This is a genomic window from Nostoc sp. DedQUE12b (assembly GCF_034530835.1).
In the GTDB taxonomy this organism is placed as follows: domain Bacteria; phylum Cyanobacteriota; class Cyanobacteriia; order Cyanobacteriales; family Nostocaceae; genus Nostoc.
The window spans coordinates 50,152-66,265 of the sequence record NZ_JAVRCI010000012.1 but is presented as its reverse complement, the minus strand read 5'-3'; the positions used below and the strand labels follow the sequence as shown (position 1 = coordinate 66,265).

Sequence of the window (16,114 nt, the reverse complement as noted above, 5' to 3'; positions counted from 1 at the left end):
ATTACGAATTACGAATTAGGTTACCGAGCGTACTCCTACGGAGAAGCTACGCGTAGCGTCTCCTAGAGAAGCCGAGGTACGAACTATCTTAATTAATAGTGGCAGTCTTGCCGTTATGATGAGCCGAGGAAGATATTAGCGCCAACCCATTTTGAGAAGGAAAAAGATCATCTAAGAAATCTAAATGTTCACCAGGTAAAGAGCGCAATTCTTCTGGTGTACCTTGGATTTTTAAGCGTCCTTGTTCTAAAAATACAATTAAATCTGCTCTCTGTATCACCTTGGGACGGTGACTAATTAAAATAGTCGTTTGATTGTGACGATGGGATAAAAGTCTATCTAATACTTGTCTTTCGCTTACTGGGTCGAGTGCGCCCGTGGATTCATCTAAAATTAAGATTGGTGGCTGAGTAACTATGGCTCTGGCTATGGCTAATCTTTGGCGTTGTCCACCAGAAAGATTTGCCCCGAATTCTCCTAAAACAGTTTGATATTTATCAGGGAGTTTGCTAATAAATTCATCTGCACCTGCAATCTGACAAGCTTTGACAATTTCTTCAAAACTAATATGGGGATAGCTAAACTGGAAGTTATCAATAATCGAACGACTCCAAAAGTGGGGTTCTTGAGGAACTAATACCACCTGTTGGCGGAGACATTCTAAGGATAGGTCTTGCTGATTATAAAAACCATAACGAATATTGCCAGACTCGACTTTATATAAACCAGTCAGCAATTTTGCCAGGGTACTTTTACCACAGCCAGATTTGCCAATTAAAGCAATAACTTTACCGCCAGGAATAGTTAAGGAAAAATCTTGGAGGAGGTCAACTCTACCTGCGTGATGAAAATTAAGTTCAGTGCAAGTAATATCTGCATGACCAGGAATTTGTGCCCAAGGCTTTTTAAAATCATTTTCAGATTCTGGGGTAGCGTCAATAACTTCCGTCATGCGTTGAAGGACTATCTGGGCTGTGATAAACTCATCTACTAAGCCGATGGCAGCACCTAAAAAGCCAAGAAAGTTGCCACTCATGCCGTTATATGCCATTAATTGACCAATTGTTAAGGTGCGATTAATGACTAAATAGCTACCCATCCAAAGGATGCCAATACTAATGAAGGTGGAAAGAATGCCAGTAATTGTACTGCTATACAGCCCCAGTTTCATCATACTCCAGCCCAGGTTGGCGAGGCGACCATAATTCCCTTGGTATTCTGACCAAGCTTGGGGAGTGGCTTGGGTAGTTTTTAATACTTGGATACCGCGAAATGTTTCTACCAAAAAGCCTTGGTTTTCTGTACCAGAAATAATCAGATTCCGGGTTTTCTGGCGCATCGCGGGTAAGAAAAGTAGGTTAACACCCGTGATAATCATAAATGCAACTATGGAAGCTAGAGTTAGTTCCCAACTGTAAAAGAGCATAAAACCCAAGGAAATTATAGCAATAAAGAATTGACTGGGTAATCCGAGGACAATTTGGGAAACTAAGTTATTGATGGCTTTGACATCGGCAATGCGGCTGACAACTTCCCCACTGCGTCGTCCTTCAAAGTAGGATAGGGGTAAATGTAAGAGTTTGCGTCCGTATTCTAGGATTAGCCCTAATTGTAATCTTTGACCAAAGTGACCAATCAGGTGAGATTGGACTAAACTAATGGCGCTTCTAATTAAGTTCATGGCGATAACGCCAATGGCCACAGTCGTTAGTAGTTGGGTATCACCTCGTACTAAGACATCATCGGTGAGGAGTTGCATCATGAAAGGAGATGCCAAAGAAAGTAGTCCAATGGCGATGTTAATGGCGATCGCTTGAGCGAGAATAGAACGATAAGGCCAAACCCGTTGCAGATATCTTCCCAGTCCGCCAATTTTATCTGATTCTTGTTGATAAAAACGACTGTCGTCTGGAGTCAGCAGCAGCATGACGCCATTACCCCAACCTGCCATTAACTCTTGACGGGTAAGGTAACGGATACCAACACCAGGGTCGGCAATGACGTATTTTTTAGCTTTTTGTCCGTATAATACGACCCAGTGGTAGCCTTTCCAGTGGATAATTGCTGGTAGAGGAGCTTGATCTAATTGGTCGAGTAATTGGGGACTAGCTTTAACTTGGCGGGCATTGAATCCTAGTACTTCTGCACCCCGCTTCAATCCCAGCAAGGATGTTCCTCTAGAACCAGTACCTACGGCTTCTCGGATGCGGTTGAGGGTAAATGTGCGTCCGTGGTGTTTGGCGATGGTTGCAAGACTCGCAGCCCCGCAGTCTTCTTCGCTGTGTTGAAGGACTATTTGGTATTTCATTTTCTGCTGCAATTATGGGGAAGAATACAGTCGAGTCATTTGACCCGACTTAATTGAGTTGTTAACTCTACGATTTGAACTGAGACAGGACAATAGACTTCTTGGCATTTGTCGGGGTAAAGGGGAAGGTGGGGCCCCCTCTGGGGATAAGGGGCGGGGGAAAAGGGTAAAGAAACTCAAAATCCTTTCCCTTTAACCTTTTTCCTTTTCCCTAAGAGTGCAAAAATATATTTTTGCAAGAGACTCCATGAGCTGCGCTCACAAGGAACAATGAAAATGATCTTGGAACGATTTTGCGTTGTTTCAGCCTCTATTTTCAAGGCAGGTCTAATGTAAACTCAAAGATTCAAATCAGTAATCAGCCAGTAAATCTTCTTTACACCTTTTTTCTGATACTTAATTAAGTAAACTTTTCTGTTATGACTCTTTACGATGACTTTTAGTGTTTATGCACTGAAGAAGCGAAAATCTGGGAAAAAATCTGTAAAATCCTTATGCAGAAGATATCGGGGCAAAAAGCTTCCTAAGAAACAACCAAGCCAAGAAACACTAGAAGCGATCACTCAAAAAATCAAAACTTTCTTGCAAACAGGACATTTTGTCATGTTCCCTTGATTACTTATTAAACCCGAAGAACCCCACCCCGCCAAAGCTACGCTTCGTCTTCCCTGCCCGCAAGCCTACGGTGTACACACAAGTCTTTTAACATTGCCCCACAAGCTTTTGATCCCCCCAACCCCCCTTAAAAATCAGAATTGTTGCATAGCCTTTAGCTAGCTTCTTGCGTAAATCTCCTATACACCTTCTCTAGTATCCAGTCCTTCACGGCTCCACCAAATTCTTTGTCAATCTATAATTTTCGCAAAGATATCTAAGTAGCAGGGAATGCGATCGCACTCTATTTCACTTTACCTGTAGCCACTAGCATGGAGCGATCGCTTAAATCAGCCCTCAAGCTATTTTCTAGGCAACATCAAGCTACCACAGCCACAAACAGTAAATATACTAGCTACTAACCAGCCTAGTGTCTCTTATGGTCATAAGGAGCAATGTCTGTCCAAAAAACATTGGTATCTACATTGCTACTGACATTTGCCAAAAGGGAAAACACCGCAATATGCTTAGACTTGAGGATTTAACAAAAGGCACGCAAGTACAAGGTATCCTGCCAAACAGTATTGTCGCCATCGTTGATGCTCAGTGGCATGGATCTGATGTTGTGGAATTAACATACAAAGATGCTAGCGGCACGCTAGGGAATGAGTTAGTCTTTCGAGACAGAGAACCTACTTTAGAAATAATCACCTCTGGTGGTGCTTGGAGTTTTACTGCTGATGGAGCTAATTTTCGTCTGGCATCAGAAGCACACCGCATCCGTATAGAATATGAACTATCGGATTTAGAAGCGGTACTGTATAAGCGAGTCACTGAGTATGTCCGCGAGGAATTTAATCGTGCCGAAAGCCAAGAGTTATGCGATCGCTCACCTTGTTCCCCAACATCTTCAAGAACTCAAGCAGCGCAAAGAGGAACTTATTGCTAAGACGATGACAGCAGTAAAAGATAGATTAACCAAGGAGATTAATTACTGGGATCATCGGGCTGAAGAACTGAAAATGCAAGAGGAAGCTGGCAAGCCTAATGCCAAAATTAACTCAGGTAAGGCACGTCAGCGAGCGGATGATTTGCAAGCACGGTTAATGCAGCGCTTGGAGGAATTAGAGCAAGAACGTAGATTATCGCCATTACCGCCTGTGGTGGTTGGGGGCGCATTGGTAGTTTCAGTAGGCTTGCTGCAACGAATGCAAGGCAAACAACAGGCAACAACGGCGATGTTTGCCAGGGAGACGGAACGAGTAGAAAAGGCAGCAATGACGGCTGTGATGGAAGTAGAACGCAATTTAGGGTACGAACCGATAAATGTGAGTCATCAGAAGTGCGGCTATGATATTGAGTCGCGTATTCCAGAAACAGGACAGTTGCGATTTATTGAAGTGAAAGGGAGAATCACAGGTGCTAAAACTGTGACAGTGACGAAGAATGAAATTATTACTGCTCTAAACAAGCCAGATAATTTCATTTTGGCATTGGTGCAAGTGCCTTTAGGAGAAGATATGGAAGGTAATTGTTCTATTCACTACTTACGCCGTCCGTTCCATAAAGAACCAGATTTTGCCGTGACGAGTATTAATTATGATTGGCTGGAGTTGTGGCAACAGGGAACTGAGCCGATTTAAAATAATTGTTTACCGTGTTAACGATTACATTTTATATTTTTTAATCATTCTTCATCCTCCAAGACTATTCGATTTTATCTTCAATGAGGGTAGATTTTATTGGTTATAATGCTGGTAATCAGTAGGGCATAAGCCAAATGTCACCAAAAACTTTTGATATTGCTGATTTATCTGAGAATTTAGCTGATTTATTGTCAGATATCCAAAATAATGTTGAAGTTACCCTAACTCATCAAGGTGTCCCTTTGGCAAAAGTTTTGCCTTTGACTCAACCTGAGCCGACAGTTACTAAAGCTGATTTAAATGATGCCTTAAAGCCAAGAGTCGCGGGTTTTTGGCAGGGAAAAGTTAAGATTGCTGATGATTTTGATGAGACTCTAGAAGAAGTAATTGCAGCATTTTATGGGGATGAGTAGTGAGTTTTTTATTAGATACTCATATTTTGTTGTGGTTTTTAGAAAATGATTCTAAATTGTCAGATCGGTTACGAGAGGTAATTATTAATCCTGAAAATTTAATTTTTGTCAGTGCGATTAGTGCTTGGGAAATTTCAATTAAACAGTCTTTAGGAAAGTTAATTGCTCCTGGTAATTTGGAGGAGGCTTTGCGTTTCAGTCGGTTTGAGGTTTTATCTATGACATTGGCACATGGAATAAAGGTTGCTGATTCGCCTCTACACCATAAAGATCCTTTTGAGCGGATGTTAATTGCTCAAGCTTTGGTAGAAGGTTTAACAATAATTACAGTAGACCAAAAGTTTAAATTTTATGATGTGCCATTATTCTCTGATGATTTTGGGTAGCTCAAATATGCCAAAATTTTAGAACTCTAGCTTTTTCTAGAATGACTACTACAGGTTTACTTGATTTTGCTAATTGTTTTTTGGTGCGTAGGCGTAGCCCGTCGTAGACATCGCAATTTTGTCAGAGTAATCGCTCTTGAGTCTGCCTACTTTATTGGATAGCTAGTTATCCAACTAAAAAGGGATACTTTTGGTGAGAGCAATCACAGGACTAAACTAACTCCTTAGCAGAAATCCTCAGAGGCTCGACTTTGTGCGATCGCTTTCCTTTGGGTGCTACAAAGCGAATCTCGACATCGTAACCTAAACAGATATCACTATGAGTTGTGAACTTTGAATTAAAAAATTGCTTGAACTCAACACTCACAACTCATAACTTTCTAAGATTATCGCGTCGGTAGTTGTGGGTGTGTGGTCGAGTACTTTGTCACTATGCCAGAAATCTCAGGGTTGTAAAGCCTTAGATAATTCCAGTAGTTGCCAAATACTTGCCGCACATAGTTTTTAGTTTCATCAAAGGGAATTTGTTCAACAAACTCATCTGGATCTTTTGTAGTTAGAGTTTGCAACCATTTGGAGACATTGCCGGGGCCAGCATTGTAACTAGCGATCGCCAGCAAGGAGTTATTGTTATATTGATCGTGGGTATGACCCAAATACCATGTACCCAGCATGATGTTATCGTTGGGATTTTCTAAACTTATTGTTTTGAAATCCACCTTGATTTGTGGCGCGATCCATTTAGCTGTACTCGGCAACACCTGCATTAAACCAGTAGCTTCAGCGACAGATTTGATTTTTGGTTCAAACCGTGACTCTTGACGCATCAAAGCAGTTACTAGCAAAGGATTAAGTTTACGGTCAATAGACCACTTTTCAATCTCTCGCTGATAAGGAAATGGATAACGCGCTTGCCAGTAGGTGATTTGTTTACTCAGAGTCTGATATTGGGCAAGTTCGGCTGGTATTTCCCGGTCTTCCAATTTAGAAATTTCATCAATTCCGATGAGATTTTCTCCTTTAGCCTGCCGCATCAACCCTTCGGTAAATTGCTCTGCTACCGTTGGCTGAATTTTGTTCTGAAATTCTGTTTGCCATTGTAACCAGGCATCGCGGTCTTGACCTAGCAGATACAATTCTTTGAAAGTTTCAGAACCAGCAGGCGGTAATGGACGCTGGGGGGCGATTACTTCTGGGTTCATGACGCGCACGTTGTCAAAATTGCCGACATTTAGCCCCAACATTGTCGCGGCTCGCCATGCATAGTAAGAGTAAGGAAACTGGCTAACCACATATTCATAAGCAGTTTTAGATTCTTGCTGTTTCCCCAGTGCAGCGGCCCATTTACCTACCCAAAAGCCCGCTCTTGGAGCCAAAATACTATTGGGGTTATTAGTGACGATTGGTTCTGCCCATTGCCAAGCACCGACATAATCTTTGGCTTCGGCTTTATCTTGGGCGATTTTCCAACGATACTCTGCTGCTTCGTCAGAGTTACCATATTTACCTATGAGTAATTGCCACGCCGCGCTAGCTGACTTTTGATCCTTGAGAGTTTGGAGGGTTTTGGCTTTTTGTGCCAGTGCAGTACCAGCTTGTTTGGGAAATTTACTAATTACCTGATCAAGATAGGGTAAGCCGTCTTTAGGTGTTTTTGCGGTTTCTGCTAAACGCAGTAGTGCCGTCCCAGTTTCCTCACTATTGGGAAATTCCTGCACTAATTGTTTATAGGTAGCAATCGCTTTTTCTTTATCTTTGCCTCCTACCTGTAAACCCCGTGCAGTACGGTAGAGGTTGCGCGATGTTTTGGGTGCTTTGGCGTAAGCATTAGCCGCTTTCAGAAATTGACTATTTTCCCAATAGCTAGTACCAATGAGTTCCCAATCTTCGGGTTTGAGGGTAGTCTGTTTTGCTAGCTGATCCAAAACGCCCACAATGCCTGGTTGATCGTAGGCATACTTAGCCAAAATCAATTGTAATTGTGGCTGATTGGGATTTTCTTGCAAGCGTTTGCGGATAATTTCCCAAGTTAGAGGATTGGAAGGAAATTGAGCGATCGCAGTTTCTTGTTGCTTTGGTTGAGCAATCAGATATAACGCTTTCACGCTGGCCGCTTCTTTGGGATACTGTTTCAGCACCCTTTGCCTGAGATCCGAGGCTTTGCCGTCCTCGCCCAGCATATCCTCTGCTTGGGCTTGTTTGAGTAAAATATAGGGCGCGAGGATGGGATAGTCTTTCTCTAGTCCTTGGAGTAAAACCAGAGCTTTTTTCCCTTGGGTTCTTTCAATGTAATCACTCGCCAAAAGATAACGAGCGCGATTCCGGTCTGGCGATCGCGATTCTTGAGCGATCGCAGCTAGTTTTGCCGCCCGTTCTGGCAGCGATTGCGATATCAGCCCAAAGACGGCTGATTGGGCAACACTACCGTCTGATTTTTGCTCTGCTTGATTCTGACTCAGTTTGAGCCATTTTCCCAGAGACTTGCCAATCTCAGGTGCTGATACCATTGCCCCAGTTAAAAAGGCAAAGAGTGCTGCACCCGCAATTATCGAAATTTGCTTTTTCTGTAGTTTCTTCAGCATGAATACCCGCTGAAAAGTTTCGGTGAATTTCTTGAAACTCTAACACTCCTAACCATCAGTGTTACCAATTTTTAATTTTAGATTTTTAATTTTATGTAGAAAAATACTAATTTTCAATCCTACAGTTGGTAGTATTGAGTCTTTAGCACATGTTAGATACTATTACATCTATCTTAGGTATATCTTAAAGATCCTAGTAGGTAGCTCTTCTGCTGGGGATTCGCTTCCTACTGATTTAGAACCACTGAACTTTCCTACCCTACCAAAAGCTGACGCTACAAATCTAAAACTCTTCTCTCGATAGATAAAATTTATCGCCACCACCTGAGCGTTTTTCTGGGCCATTAGTTTTGTAATGGCGTGGCAAGCCTAAAGTTGTGCATTAGGAAAAAGCAGAAAATATTGATTTATCTCCGTTTTTTCAAAAATCTACTTTCAACTTTTTATCCTTGCCACGCTACAACCAAATTAAAGCTAATGTGGAGCAGGTTTTTCAATTTGTATCTATGCTGACTGTAGCCGAAACAAGAGGAATGGCAGCGGGGTTTATTATTATACTTTCAGGCTTGCAAACATGCTCTAAATTCCCCATTCATGACATTCTGAATTCTGACTTCTTATTTAAGTTTTTCGTGAGCAGCCAAAATAATTTTTTCGGTTTCTTCCCAGCTAATACATTTGTCGGTTACAGAAACACCATATTTTAATTCTTCTTTACCAGTAATCGGTTGACTACCTTCATACAAATGCGATTCCAGCATCATGCCAACAATTGATGTATTACCATCCACTATTTGCTGAATAATATTTTCTAAGACAGCACCTTGTAATTTGTAATCTTTATTGGTATTGCCGTGGCTACAGTCGATTACAATTCTCGGTGGTAAATTTGCCTGTTTTAATTTCTCTTCTACCAGTTTGACATTTGCTGGATCAAAATTAGGTTGACTACCACCCCTTAAAATTACGTGACCATAGCCATTACCTTTAGTTTGAAAGACGCTGACCTGACCGTTTTGATTAATTCCCAAAAAATTATGCGGATTTCCAGCTGATTGTAGGGCATTCAAAGCTACTTGAATATTGCCGTCAGTACCGTTTTTAAAACCTACAGGCATCGAAAGCCCACTTGCCATTTCACGGTGAGTTTGTGATTCAGTTGTACGTGCGCCAATAGCAGACCATGTAATCAGTTCACTGATGTATTGAGGGATGATTGGGTCTAGTGCTTCTGTGCCAGCAGGTAATCCCAACTCTGTAATTTTTAATAGTAGCTCCCGTGCAATTAATAAACCTTTCTCTACATGGAAAGAATCATCCATATCTGGATCATTAATTAATCCTTTCCAGCCTACGGTTGTTCTTGGCTTTTCAAAATATACTCGCATAATTAGTAGCAACTTATCCTTGACTCGCTCGGCCAATATTTTCAATTTCTCAGAATATTCGAGCGCTGCTTTTGGGTCGTGGATTGAGCATGGGCCAACTACTATAAATTTTCTACGATCTTGAAAATCCAGGATATCTTCTATTTCCTGTCTATATGCTAAAACTCTTTGTTCGGCTAATCGTGTTAAAGGTAATTTTGACTTTACTTCATTGGGAGTTAATAAAATGCGATCGTTCTCAATGTTAGCGTTGTCGATATTACTATTAAGTAATTTATTGTGCATGGGGATGCTCTGACAATTTTATATACGCACTTCAACTCAGAAGTGTAACACAAACTCATGAAATTTTAAAATAGCTTATTTTTTAATTGACAAATTTCTAATTAAACTGTACGTGAACTAAAATAATAACTGAAAAGGGGAAATATCTTTTCCCCTTTTCTTTGCTATTAGACTACTGATTCAGTGGTAGTGTATATAATTACTGCCATACAAACACTTTCGCTTCGTATGGTCCCAAGTCTGTGATGATGCCATCGTCACCAGATTCGACATCATAATTGCCTGTCCACTCGTGCCATGTACCAGCGCTAGGAAAGTTAGGAACATGATAGCCAGCTAGAAAATCTCCTGAGAAATTTGCTATTACAACTACACGAGAACCTTCATCATTCCAACGAGTATAAGCTAATACTTTCGCCTCTGCATTTTCGTGGATAAAATCAATATTTTCCGTGTAGAGAGCATGATTGCTTTTACGCAGGTTGGTTAAGCCTTTGTATGAATCAAATAAACTCCGATTTAAATCATTACTTAACAGCGTCCAATCAATTTTGGATGATTCAGGTTGTTTAGGTTTATACTCGCCAAATTCTTCTCCCATCCAAATCAAAGGTACGCCAACAGCAGTCATTAGGATGGCTACTCCTAATTTAACCCGCCGAAAGGCTTCTTCGTCAAAAATCTCACGGTTACCCAGTTCAACCATGACATGGTTATGGTCGTGGTTGGTGAGGTAATTTACCACATTGGTAGCACCCAAAAAGCCTTGGCGCTTGCAGTCAATGACATCTTTGAGACGCTCTAAATCAAATGTATCACCGCAAATGTGTTCTAGAATGCAGTGATAAAAACTATCATGCCAGCAACCATCCATTGGCCCATCTACATTGGTAATGCTGGTAGTTTCAGGAATATGTTCAGCAACATTATAAAAAGGCTTCATGCTAGCAGTTTTTTTGGCTTCCTGAACAACCCAGTGCATGAAGTCGTAGTTAGCAATTTGCCGCGCTGCATCATAGCGAATACCATCAAGATGATATTCTGATATCCAAAAACGGATTGTCTCACCAATAAATTTCCAAGCTGGCTTAATATCTAATTTTTCATCATAATGTTCATAATTAAACTCAGGCCCCCAATTATTATCAGGGTCACGAGGTTCGTGATGATACCAATAATCGTGGTCAATTTGTGTTAAGGGAGCAGATGCTTCTGAGTGGTTATAAATACCGTCAAGAATTACACGAATACCTTTGCCATGACACTCATCAATCAAATTTTTCAACTCAGCAGTTGAACCATAACTTGATTCTGTTGCAAAGAAGTGGCGCGGATTATAACCCCAACTATAATCACCAGGATATTCTTTAAGTGGCATCAATTCAATAGCGTTGATTCCTAGTTCACACAAATAATCTAACTTTTCAATAACGTGTTTATACTTGCCTCGTGCATAAGGGTCATCCTCGCCACCAGAAAAGTCACCAACATGTAATTCATAAATTACCAATTCATGGTCAGCAGGTAAAGGTTTATCATCATGTTGCCAAACGTATGTATCGGTAATCCTTTCGCCATCTTTGACCCGGATAACACCATCATCTTTTCCACTTTGTTCATCTATATCAGTTGCACAGGGATCTGTAACATCAACCCATTGTTCTGGTTCAAAAAACCATGAATTTGATTGAACGCGAAATTTATATTTATAAACGCCGTCTTCTAGTTCAACACTTGTGCGGAAATAACCATCATCACCTTTTTCCATTGGAATTTCTTGCCAATCAGAAAAAGAACCAATTAATGCAGCTCCTTTGTTATAAGGTGCAAATAAATTAAATTCAATTGGCTTTGCCATAGAACGTGTTTGTAATATCAAGGGTTGATAGAAATATTCTCTGATGCTCAATTGAATTTGCAAATAGCTCTAGAGAAAGAATTATGCAGCCAGCGCTTCTATCTTCAGGATGAATTTATCAATAAAATTGTAAAGAATTACTGTTCTTAGCATTTTTTGACTGTGCATCATATTTTTTTACTAATATCAAAATTAAATTAAGGCATTTTTCGCCCTTAATACTACTAAGCCTAAAATGTTATATAATTCAAAGTATAAAATTTTAACGGATAAACAATGGCTATTTCTTAACTTTTTAAATAGCAGATATTCAGTAAAGATAAGATGTTTTTTACTAAATATCTGCGGTATCAGATTACTCAATTTTACCGTTAATTTGCTTGTTGTAGATAACTTAATAACCAATTTGCCGCCGTTGCTCTGCGGGTTTGCCTAGGCCCAAATTCCCCAATTTTATATCCTTTAAAACCTAGCTTTTCTTTTAGCATTTGTTTATTTTCAGCAGGAATGGAACGAGTCAACTTGACTATTGCGGGGCGAGATTCAATAAAATCTGGTGGTTGTGGGTAGTCATTCTGCCATCCTGGTGCAACTAGGCTAGTGTCCCATTGTGCAGTTGAGGAATCATACCGATAGCCTAAATAATGCCATAGTAACTGGTTGACTGTGGCATCATCAAGTTTATCATCAAGAATTGCCCAAATTGTTTCTGTACTGAGTGGTGGCAGGTTAGACATAAAAAAATCAAAATTCCAGGTTTAAAAACAGACTACTATTGAATTAAATTCACAGTATTTAGCAGGTAGTAAAAAATACTTTATCACTACTTTGCTACACTCCCAAAGATAGAGATAATTTTATTTTTATCTACACCCACTGGAAGATTGATCCGCCACAAGCATTAGACAAACTACTAAAGATAACCCGAATAAAGAGATTCGCTAACTCAGGAGGAAAATTATGGGAATAGGGGATATGTTCAGAAATATAATCGGTGACAAGCAGCAACAACGTGATGAAGAATGGGATAATCGCGATCGCCAGCATAGACATCGCCGTAATGATGATGACGACCGGGAGTACAGACATCGCGGCGACGATAATGACGACGATGATCGGGAGTATAGACATCGCGGCGACGATGATGACAACGATGATCGGGAGTATAGACATCGCGGCGACGATGATGACGACGATGATCGGGAGTATAGACATCGCAGCGATGATGACCGGAGGTATAGGCATCGCGGTGATGATGACGATGATCGGGAGTACAGACATCGCGATGATGATGATGACGATGACCGTGATTAATTTCGCCAGTTGAAATTAAAAACAGGTTGTGTATACACAAACTAGGTAGACTGGAAAACGTAAAGATTAGACCAGTCTATGCAGAATTCCACAGCACTGCCAAAGATCATCCGCGCCCATGTATTCATTTCTGGCCGAGTCCAAGGAGTGGGCTATCGCTATTCCACTGTGGATACAGCTAGCCAGTTGGGATTAACCGGTTGGGTGCGGAATCTCCCCGATAATCGAGTAGAGGCAGTTTTTGAAGGGGCGCGAGAGGTTGTGGATAACATGGTTCGCTGGTGTCACTCTGGGCCACCTGCTGCTGTAGTTAAAGATGTTGTGGTTGAATATGAAGTACCAGAAGGGTTACGGGGATTTGAAGTTAAGCGGGTTGAGTAAATAGTTAGTCATTCGTCAGTAATAAGCACTTCAGTGCTTAGAAAATAAGGACTAAAGTCTTTAAGTAGGTAGGCGTAATTAAACATAAGATCAAACCTCACCCTCCTTACTAAGGAGAGGGAAGCCGGGGGCAGGGTGAGGTTTTATGTTTAATTTGATCCACTTGCTTACTACGAGCTTGTTTACCCATCAATTTAAACTTGACAGACCATTAGTTTACCGCCTGTGAAAAATTTTGATTACAATGCAGATGTCAACTAGGCGGCGTGCTGTCTATCCACGTAAATCCAGAAGATACTCAATGAGTAATCAATTAAAAGACTACAATCCCAGCGGCGTAGGTGAAATAAATGGCAACCTCTTAGGTTTGCCCTGCGATTATGAGTCTGCAAACTTGATTGTTTTTGGTGTGCCGTGGGAAGTCACTGTTTCCTATGGTGCTGGCACTGCTAATGGCCCACAGCGAATTCTAGATGCTTCGACTCAATTAGATTTGTTCGATTTTGATAACCCTGATGGTTGGAAGCAGGGAATTTTTATGGAAGAAATTCCCCAGGATATTTTAGAGAAGAACACATACTACCGTGCCTTGGCAGCAAAAATTATTGAACGATTAGCCCAAGGGAAACAACTCTCCGATACACCAGATTTAACATCTGTGTTGGCAGAAATTAATCAAGCTGGTCAACAGGTTAATCAATGGCTGTTTGAAAATTGTCAGGCAGCATTTAATAATGGTAAGCAAGTTGCAGTCATAGGTGGAGATCACAGTTCGCCTTTAGGTTATTTCCAAGCATTAGCAGCTAAATACCCAAACTATGGCATTTTGCACATTGATGCCCACGCAGATTTACGCGACGCTTATGAGGGATTTGAGTTTTCCCATGCGTCGATTATGTTTAATGCGATGAAAATACCGCAAATTTCTAAGTTAGTGCAGGTAGGTTTGCGTGATATTAGTCATGATGAAGTGCAAATGATTGACCAATCTGATCATCGCATTATTGCTTATTACGACCCAGCTATTAAGCAAAAGCTTTATTCTGGAACAACTTGGATTGATTTATGCCGAGAAATTATTAGTCATTTACCTGAATATGTTTATATTAGCTTTGATGTAGATGGTTTAGATCCAAAACTCTGTCCGAGTACGGGTACTCCTGTTCCAGGTGGGTTAGAATTAGAGCAAACTTTTTGTCTGTTCCGAGAATTGGTCAATAGTGGAAAAAAAATTATTGGCTTTGATATCTGCGAAGTCGGTGATGCGGAGTGGGATGGTAATGTGGGAGCGCGGGTAGTTTACAAGCTGGCAAATTTGATGGATTTATCAAATAGAATTCAGGAGTCAGGAGTCAGAATGGGCTAAACGCCCCGCTACCGGTAACAGAATTTATTCTGTCGGCTGGCGGATGAATAAGAGGGTTTAAAATCCCCACTAAATCATTCGTGTAACGTCTATGAAAGAGAAGATTTAGTGGTTTTCAATCAGTGGCGGTTCTGTAGCAAGATCCCGCAGGGTATCCACCACTGATTGTTCTGACTGCTGAATTCTTCAACCAGAATTTCTATAAGGAACAAACGATCAGTACATCAGCGTCTGTCTCTATATCTGTTTCAGAATCTAGAGACTAAACTAATTCCAGATAGTGAAGTTCTGGAATTATATACTTTATTGTCTATTACTAGCTGAATACTATTTGTTTGTTCTATTTTACTATGAAAATCATGCGAAAAAACTACTTTAACACCAATCAAGGGCGAATTTTCACTGCTTTGATTTTGACTGGAATTTTATCTGTTGCTAGCGGTTTAACAGTTATCAAAAGTGCGACGGGCGCTTCTGCAAACTTCTCTCTAGAAACAAGCAATGAAGTTCTCAAAGACAATATTAAACGAAACCGCTTGCCACGTCCAGTAGCTAATGCAGTACTACGAGATTTAGCGCGCAGGCAGGGAATTCCTACTAGACAACTGCAAATTATTGACTATAATCAACAGACTTGGCGCAATGGTTGCTTGGAACTGCCTCAAGCTGATGAATTCTGTAGCCAAGCCTTAGTTCCTGGTTGGCGGATTGTGGTATCTAATGGCAAACAAAACTGGGTTTATCATACCAATAATAATGGGCGATCGCTACGTTTAGCTTCGGCAAACACTCCCTCAGAAAATCTGCCAAATAAATTACCTACATCTGTAAAAAATGCTGTTTTACAAGCTGCATCCAGACGTTTGCAACAGCCAATTTCTCAGTTAACCATTATTGAGGCTCAACAGCAAACTTGGAGAGATAGCTGTTTAGAATTAGCTAATCCTGATGAATTCTGTACCCAAGCTTTGGTATCAGGCTGGCGGGTGGTTGTCGGCGGAGTTGATCAAACCTTGGTTTATCATACTAATCAAACAGGTTCCGCACTCAGGCTGAATCAAAAGCCTAACGAAACTACACTGGAGCCTGTGCAAATTCCAACTAGTGAGTTACCACCACCGTTAGATCGAGATATAGTGTTTCGCCAAATCTCCAGTGGGGGTTTTGCTGGCACAACCTATGAGACTGTTTTACTCAAAGATGGGCGACTCATTCGCGTGCGGATTGGTGATGCTAATGATTCTGAACGTAGTGTTCGCCGCGTTTCTGTGCAACAGGTACAACAATTTGTGCGATCGCTAAAACGTTCTCAGTTTAGTAAATTTCGGAATCTGAGTTATCCAGCCCCCAGTGGTGCTGCTGATTATATCACCTATACCCTCACCAGCCAAGAAGGTACGGTTCAGTACAATGATATTTCTCAAAATAACCTACTAAAAAATTTACAGACAGCAGTTAAAGCCTGGAATCAAATTGTAGCCAGCGCACAATCATAAACTTCATTGATGGAATTGAAGAATAAGAGAGTGGCGGGAACCTAGCTACAGAGTCGCCACTCTCTTATCAAGTGGCGGGTTTCAAATTTCCTAAATG

At 40.9% G+C, this 16,114-nt stretch carries 14 protein-coding genes; 7 read left to right on the top strand and 7 right to left on the bottom strand.

The window, feature by feature from the left end:
* Positions 1–88 precede the first annotated feature (88 nt).
* Entirely contained in the window at positions 89–2,308 is a 2,220-nt protein-coding gene (locus RMY16_RS08800; protein WP_322736055.1) for a peptidase domain-containing ABC transporter, read from the bottom strand.
* A gap of 1,117 nt (positions 2,309–3,425) precedes the next feature.
* On the opposite strand from RMY16_RS08800, the gene RMY16_RS08795 reads away from it, so the two are divergent.
* The 4 genes from RMY16_RS08795 (at position 3,426) to RMY16_RS08780 (ending at position 5,347) form a co-directional block, all read left to right on the top strand.
* Positions 3,426–3,851: a hypothetical protein gene (locus RMY16_RS08795; protein WP_322736054.1), complete on the top strand. Its 426-nt coding sequence runs from the start codon at positions 3,426–3,428 to the stop codon at positions 3,849–3,851.
* On the top strand, positions 3,763–4,545 hold the full coding sequence (locus RMY16_RS08790; protein WP_322736053.1) for a DUF3883 domain-containing protein: 783 nt from the start codon (positions 3,763–3,765) through the stop codon (positions 4,543–4,545). Before RMY16_RS08795 ends, RMY16_RS08790 begins: the two co-directional genes overlap by 89 nt.
* A 137-nt stretch (positions 4,546–4,682) precedes the next feature.
* Entirely contained in the window at positions 4,683–4,961 is a 279-nt protein-coding gene (locus RMY16_RS08785) for a hypothetical protein (RefSeq protein WP_322736052.1), read from the top strand.
* The gene (locus RMY16_RS08780) at positions 4,961–5,347 is read left to right on the top strand and encodes a type II toxin-antitoxin system VapC family toxin (RefSeq protein WP_322736051.1); all 387 of its coding nucleotides are present in this window, start codon (positions 4,961–4,963) and stop codon (positions 5,345–5,347) included. Before RMY16_RS08785 ends, RMY16_RS08780 begins: the two co-directional genes overlap by 1 nt.
* Positions 5,348–5,558: 211 nt before the next feature.
* Here the strand turns inward: RMY16_RS08780 and RMY16_RS08775 are convergent, their stop codons facing one another.
* From RMY16_RS08775 to RMY16_RS08750, 6 genes are all read right to left on the bottom strand, one after another.
* Positions 5,559–5,714, bottom strand: a complete 156-nt coding sequence (locus RMY16_RS08775) for a hypothetical protein (RefSeq protein ID WP_322736050.1) — start codon at positions 5,712–5,714, stop codon at positions 5,559–5,561.
* A 19-nt stretch (positions 5,715–5,733) separates the two neighbouring features.
* A complete protein-coding gene (locus RMY16_RS08770; protein ID WP_322736049.1) occupies positions 5,734–7,929 on the bottom strand; it encodes a transglycosylase SLT domain-containing protein in 2,196 nt (731 codons plus the stop codon).
* Between the two features lie 617 nt (positions 7,930–8,546).
* Entirely contained in the window at positions 8,547–9,602 is a 1,056-nt protein-coding gene (locus RMY16_RS08765) for a 3-deoxy-7-phosphoheptulonate synthase (RefSeq protein WP_322667850.1), read from the bottom strand.
* 199 nt (positions 9,603–9,801) lie between these two features.
* The gene (locus tag RMY16_RS08760; protein WP_322667849.1) at positions 9,802–11,460 is read right to left on the bottom strand and encodes an alpha-amylase family glycosyl hydrolase; all 1,659 of its coding nucleotides are present in this window, start codon (positions 11,458–11,460) and stop codon (positions 9,802–9,804) included.
* Positions 11,461–11,831: 371 nt separating this feature from the next.
* Positions 11,832–12,197, bottom strand: a complete 366-nt coding sequence (locus RMY16_RS08755; protein WP_322736048.1) for a DUF1823 family protein — start codon at positions 12,195–12,197, stop codon at positions 11,832–11,834.
* 242 nt (positions 12,198–12,439) lie between these two features.
* Entirely contained in the window at positions 12,440–12,814 is a 375-nt protein-coding gene (locus tag RMY16_RS08750; protein ID WP_322736047.1) for a hypothetical protein, read from the bottom strand.
* Between the two features lie 38 nt (positions 12,815–12,852).
* Between RMY16_RS08750 and RMY16_RS08745 the strand changes: the two genes are divergently transcribed.
* The 3 genes from RMY16_RS08745 (at position 12,853) to RMY16_RS08735 (ending at position 16,017) form a co-directional block, all read left to right on the top strand.
* On the top strand, positions 12,853–13,155 hold the full coding sequence (locus RMY16_RS08745; protein ID WP_322667846.1) for an acylphosphatase: 303 nt from the start codon (positions 12,853–12,855) through the stop codon (positions 13,153–13,155).
* Between the two features lie 301 nt (positions 13,156–13,456).
* Complete coding sequence (gene speB / locus RMY16_RS08740; RefSeq protein ID WP_322736046.1) at positions 13,457–14,521, top strand: agmatinase SpeB; 1,065 nt, start codon at positions 13,457–13,459, stop codon at positions 14,519–14,521.
* A 350-nt stretch (positions 14,522–14,871) separates the two neighbouring features.
* Positions 14,872–16,017: a hypothetical protein gene (locus RMY16_RS08735; protein WP_322736045.1), complete on the top strand. Its 1,146-nt coding sequence runs from the start codon at positions 14,872–14,874 to the stop codon at positions 16,015–16,017.
* Positions 16,018–16,114 lie beyond the last annotated feature (97 nt).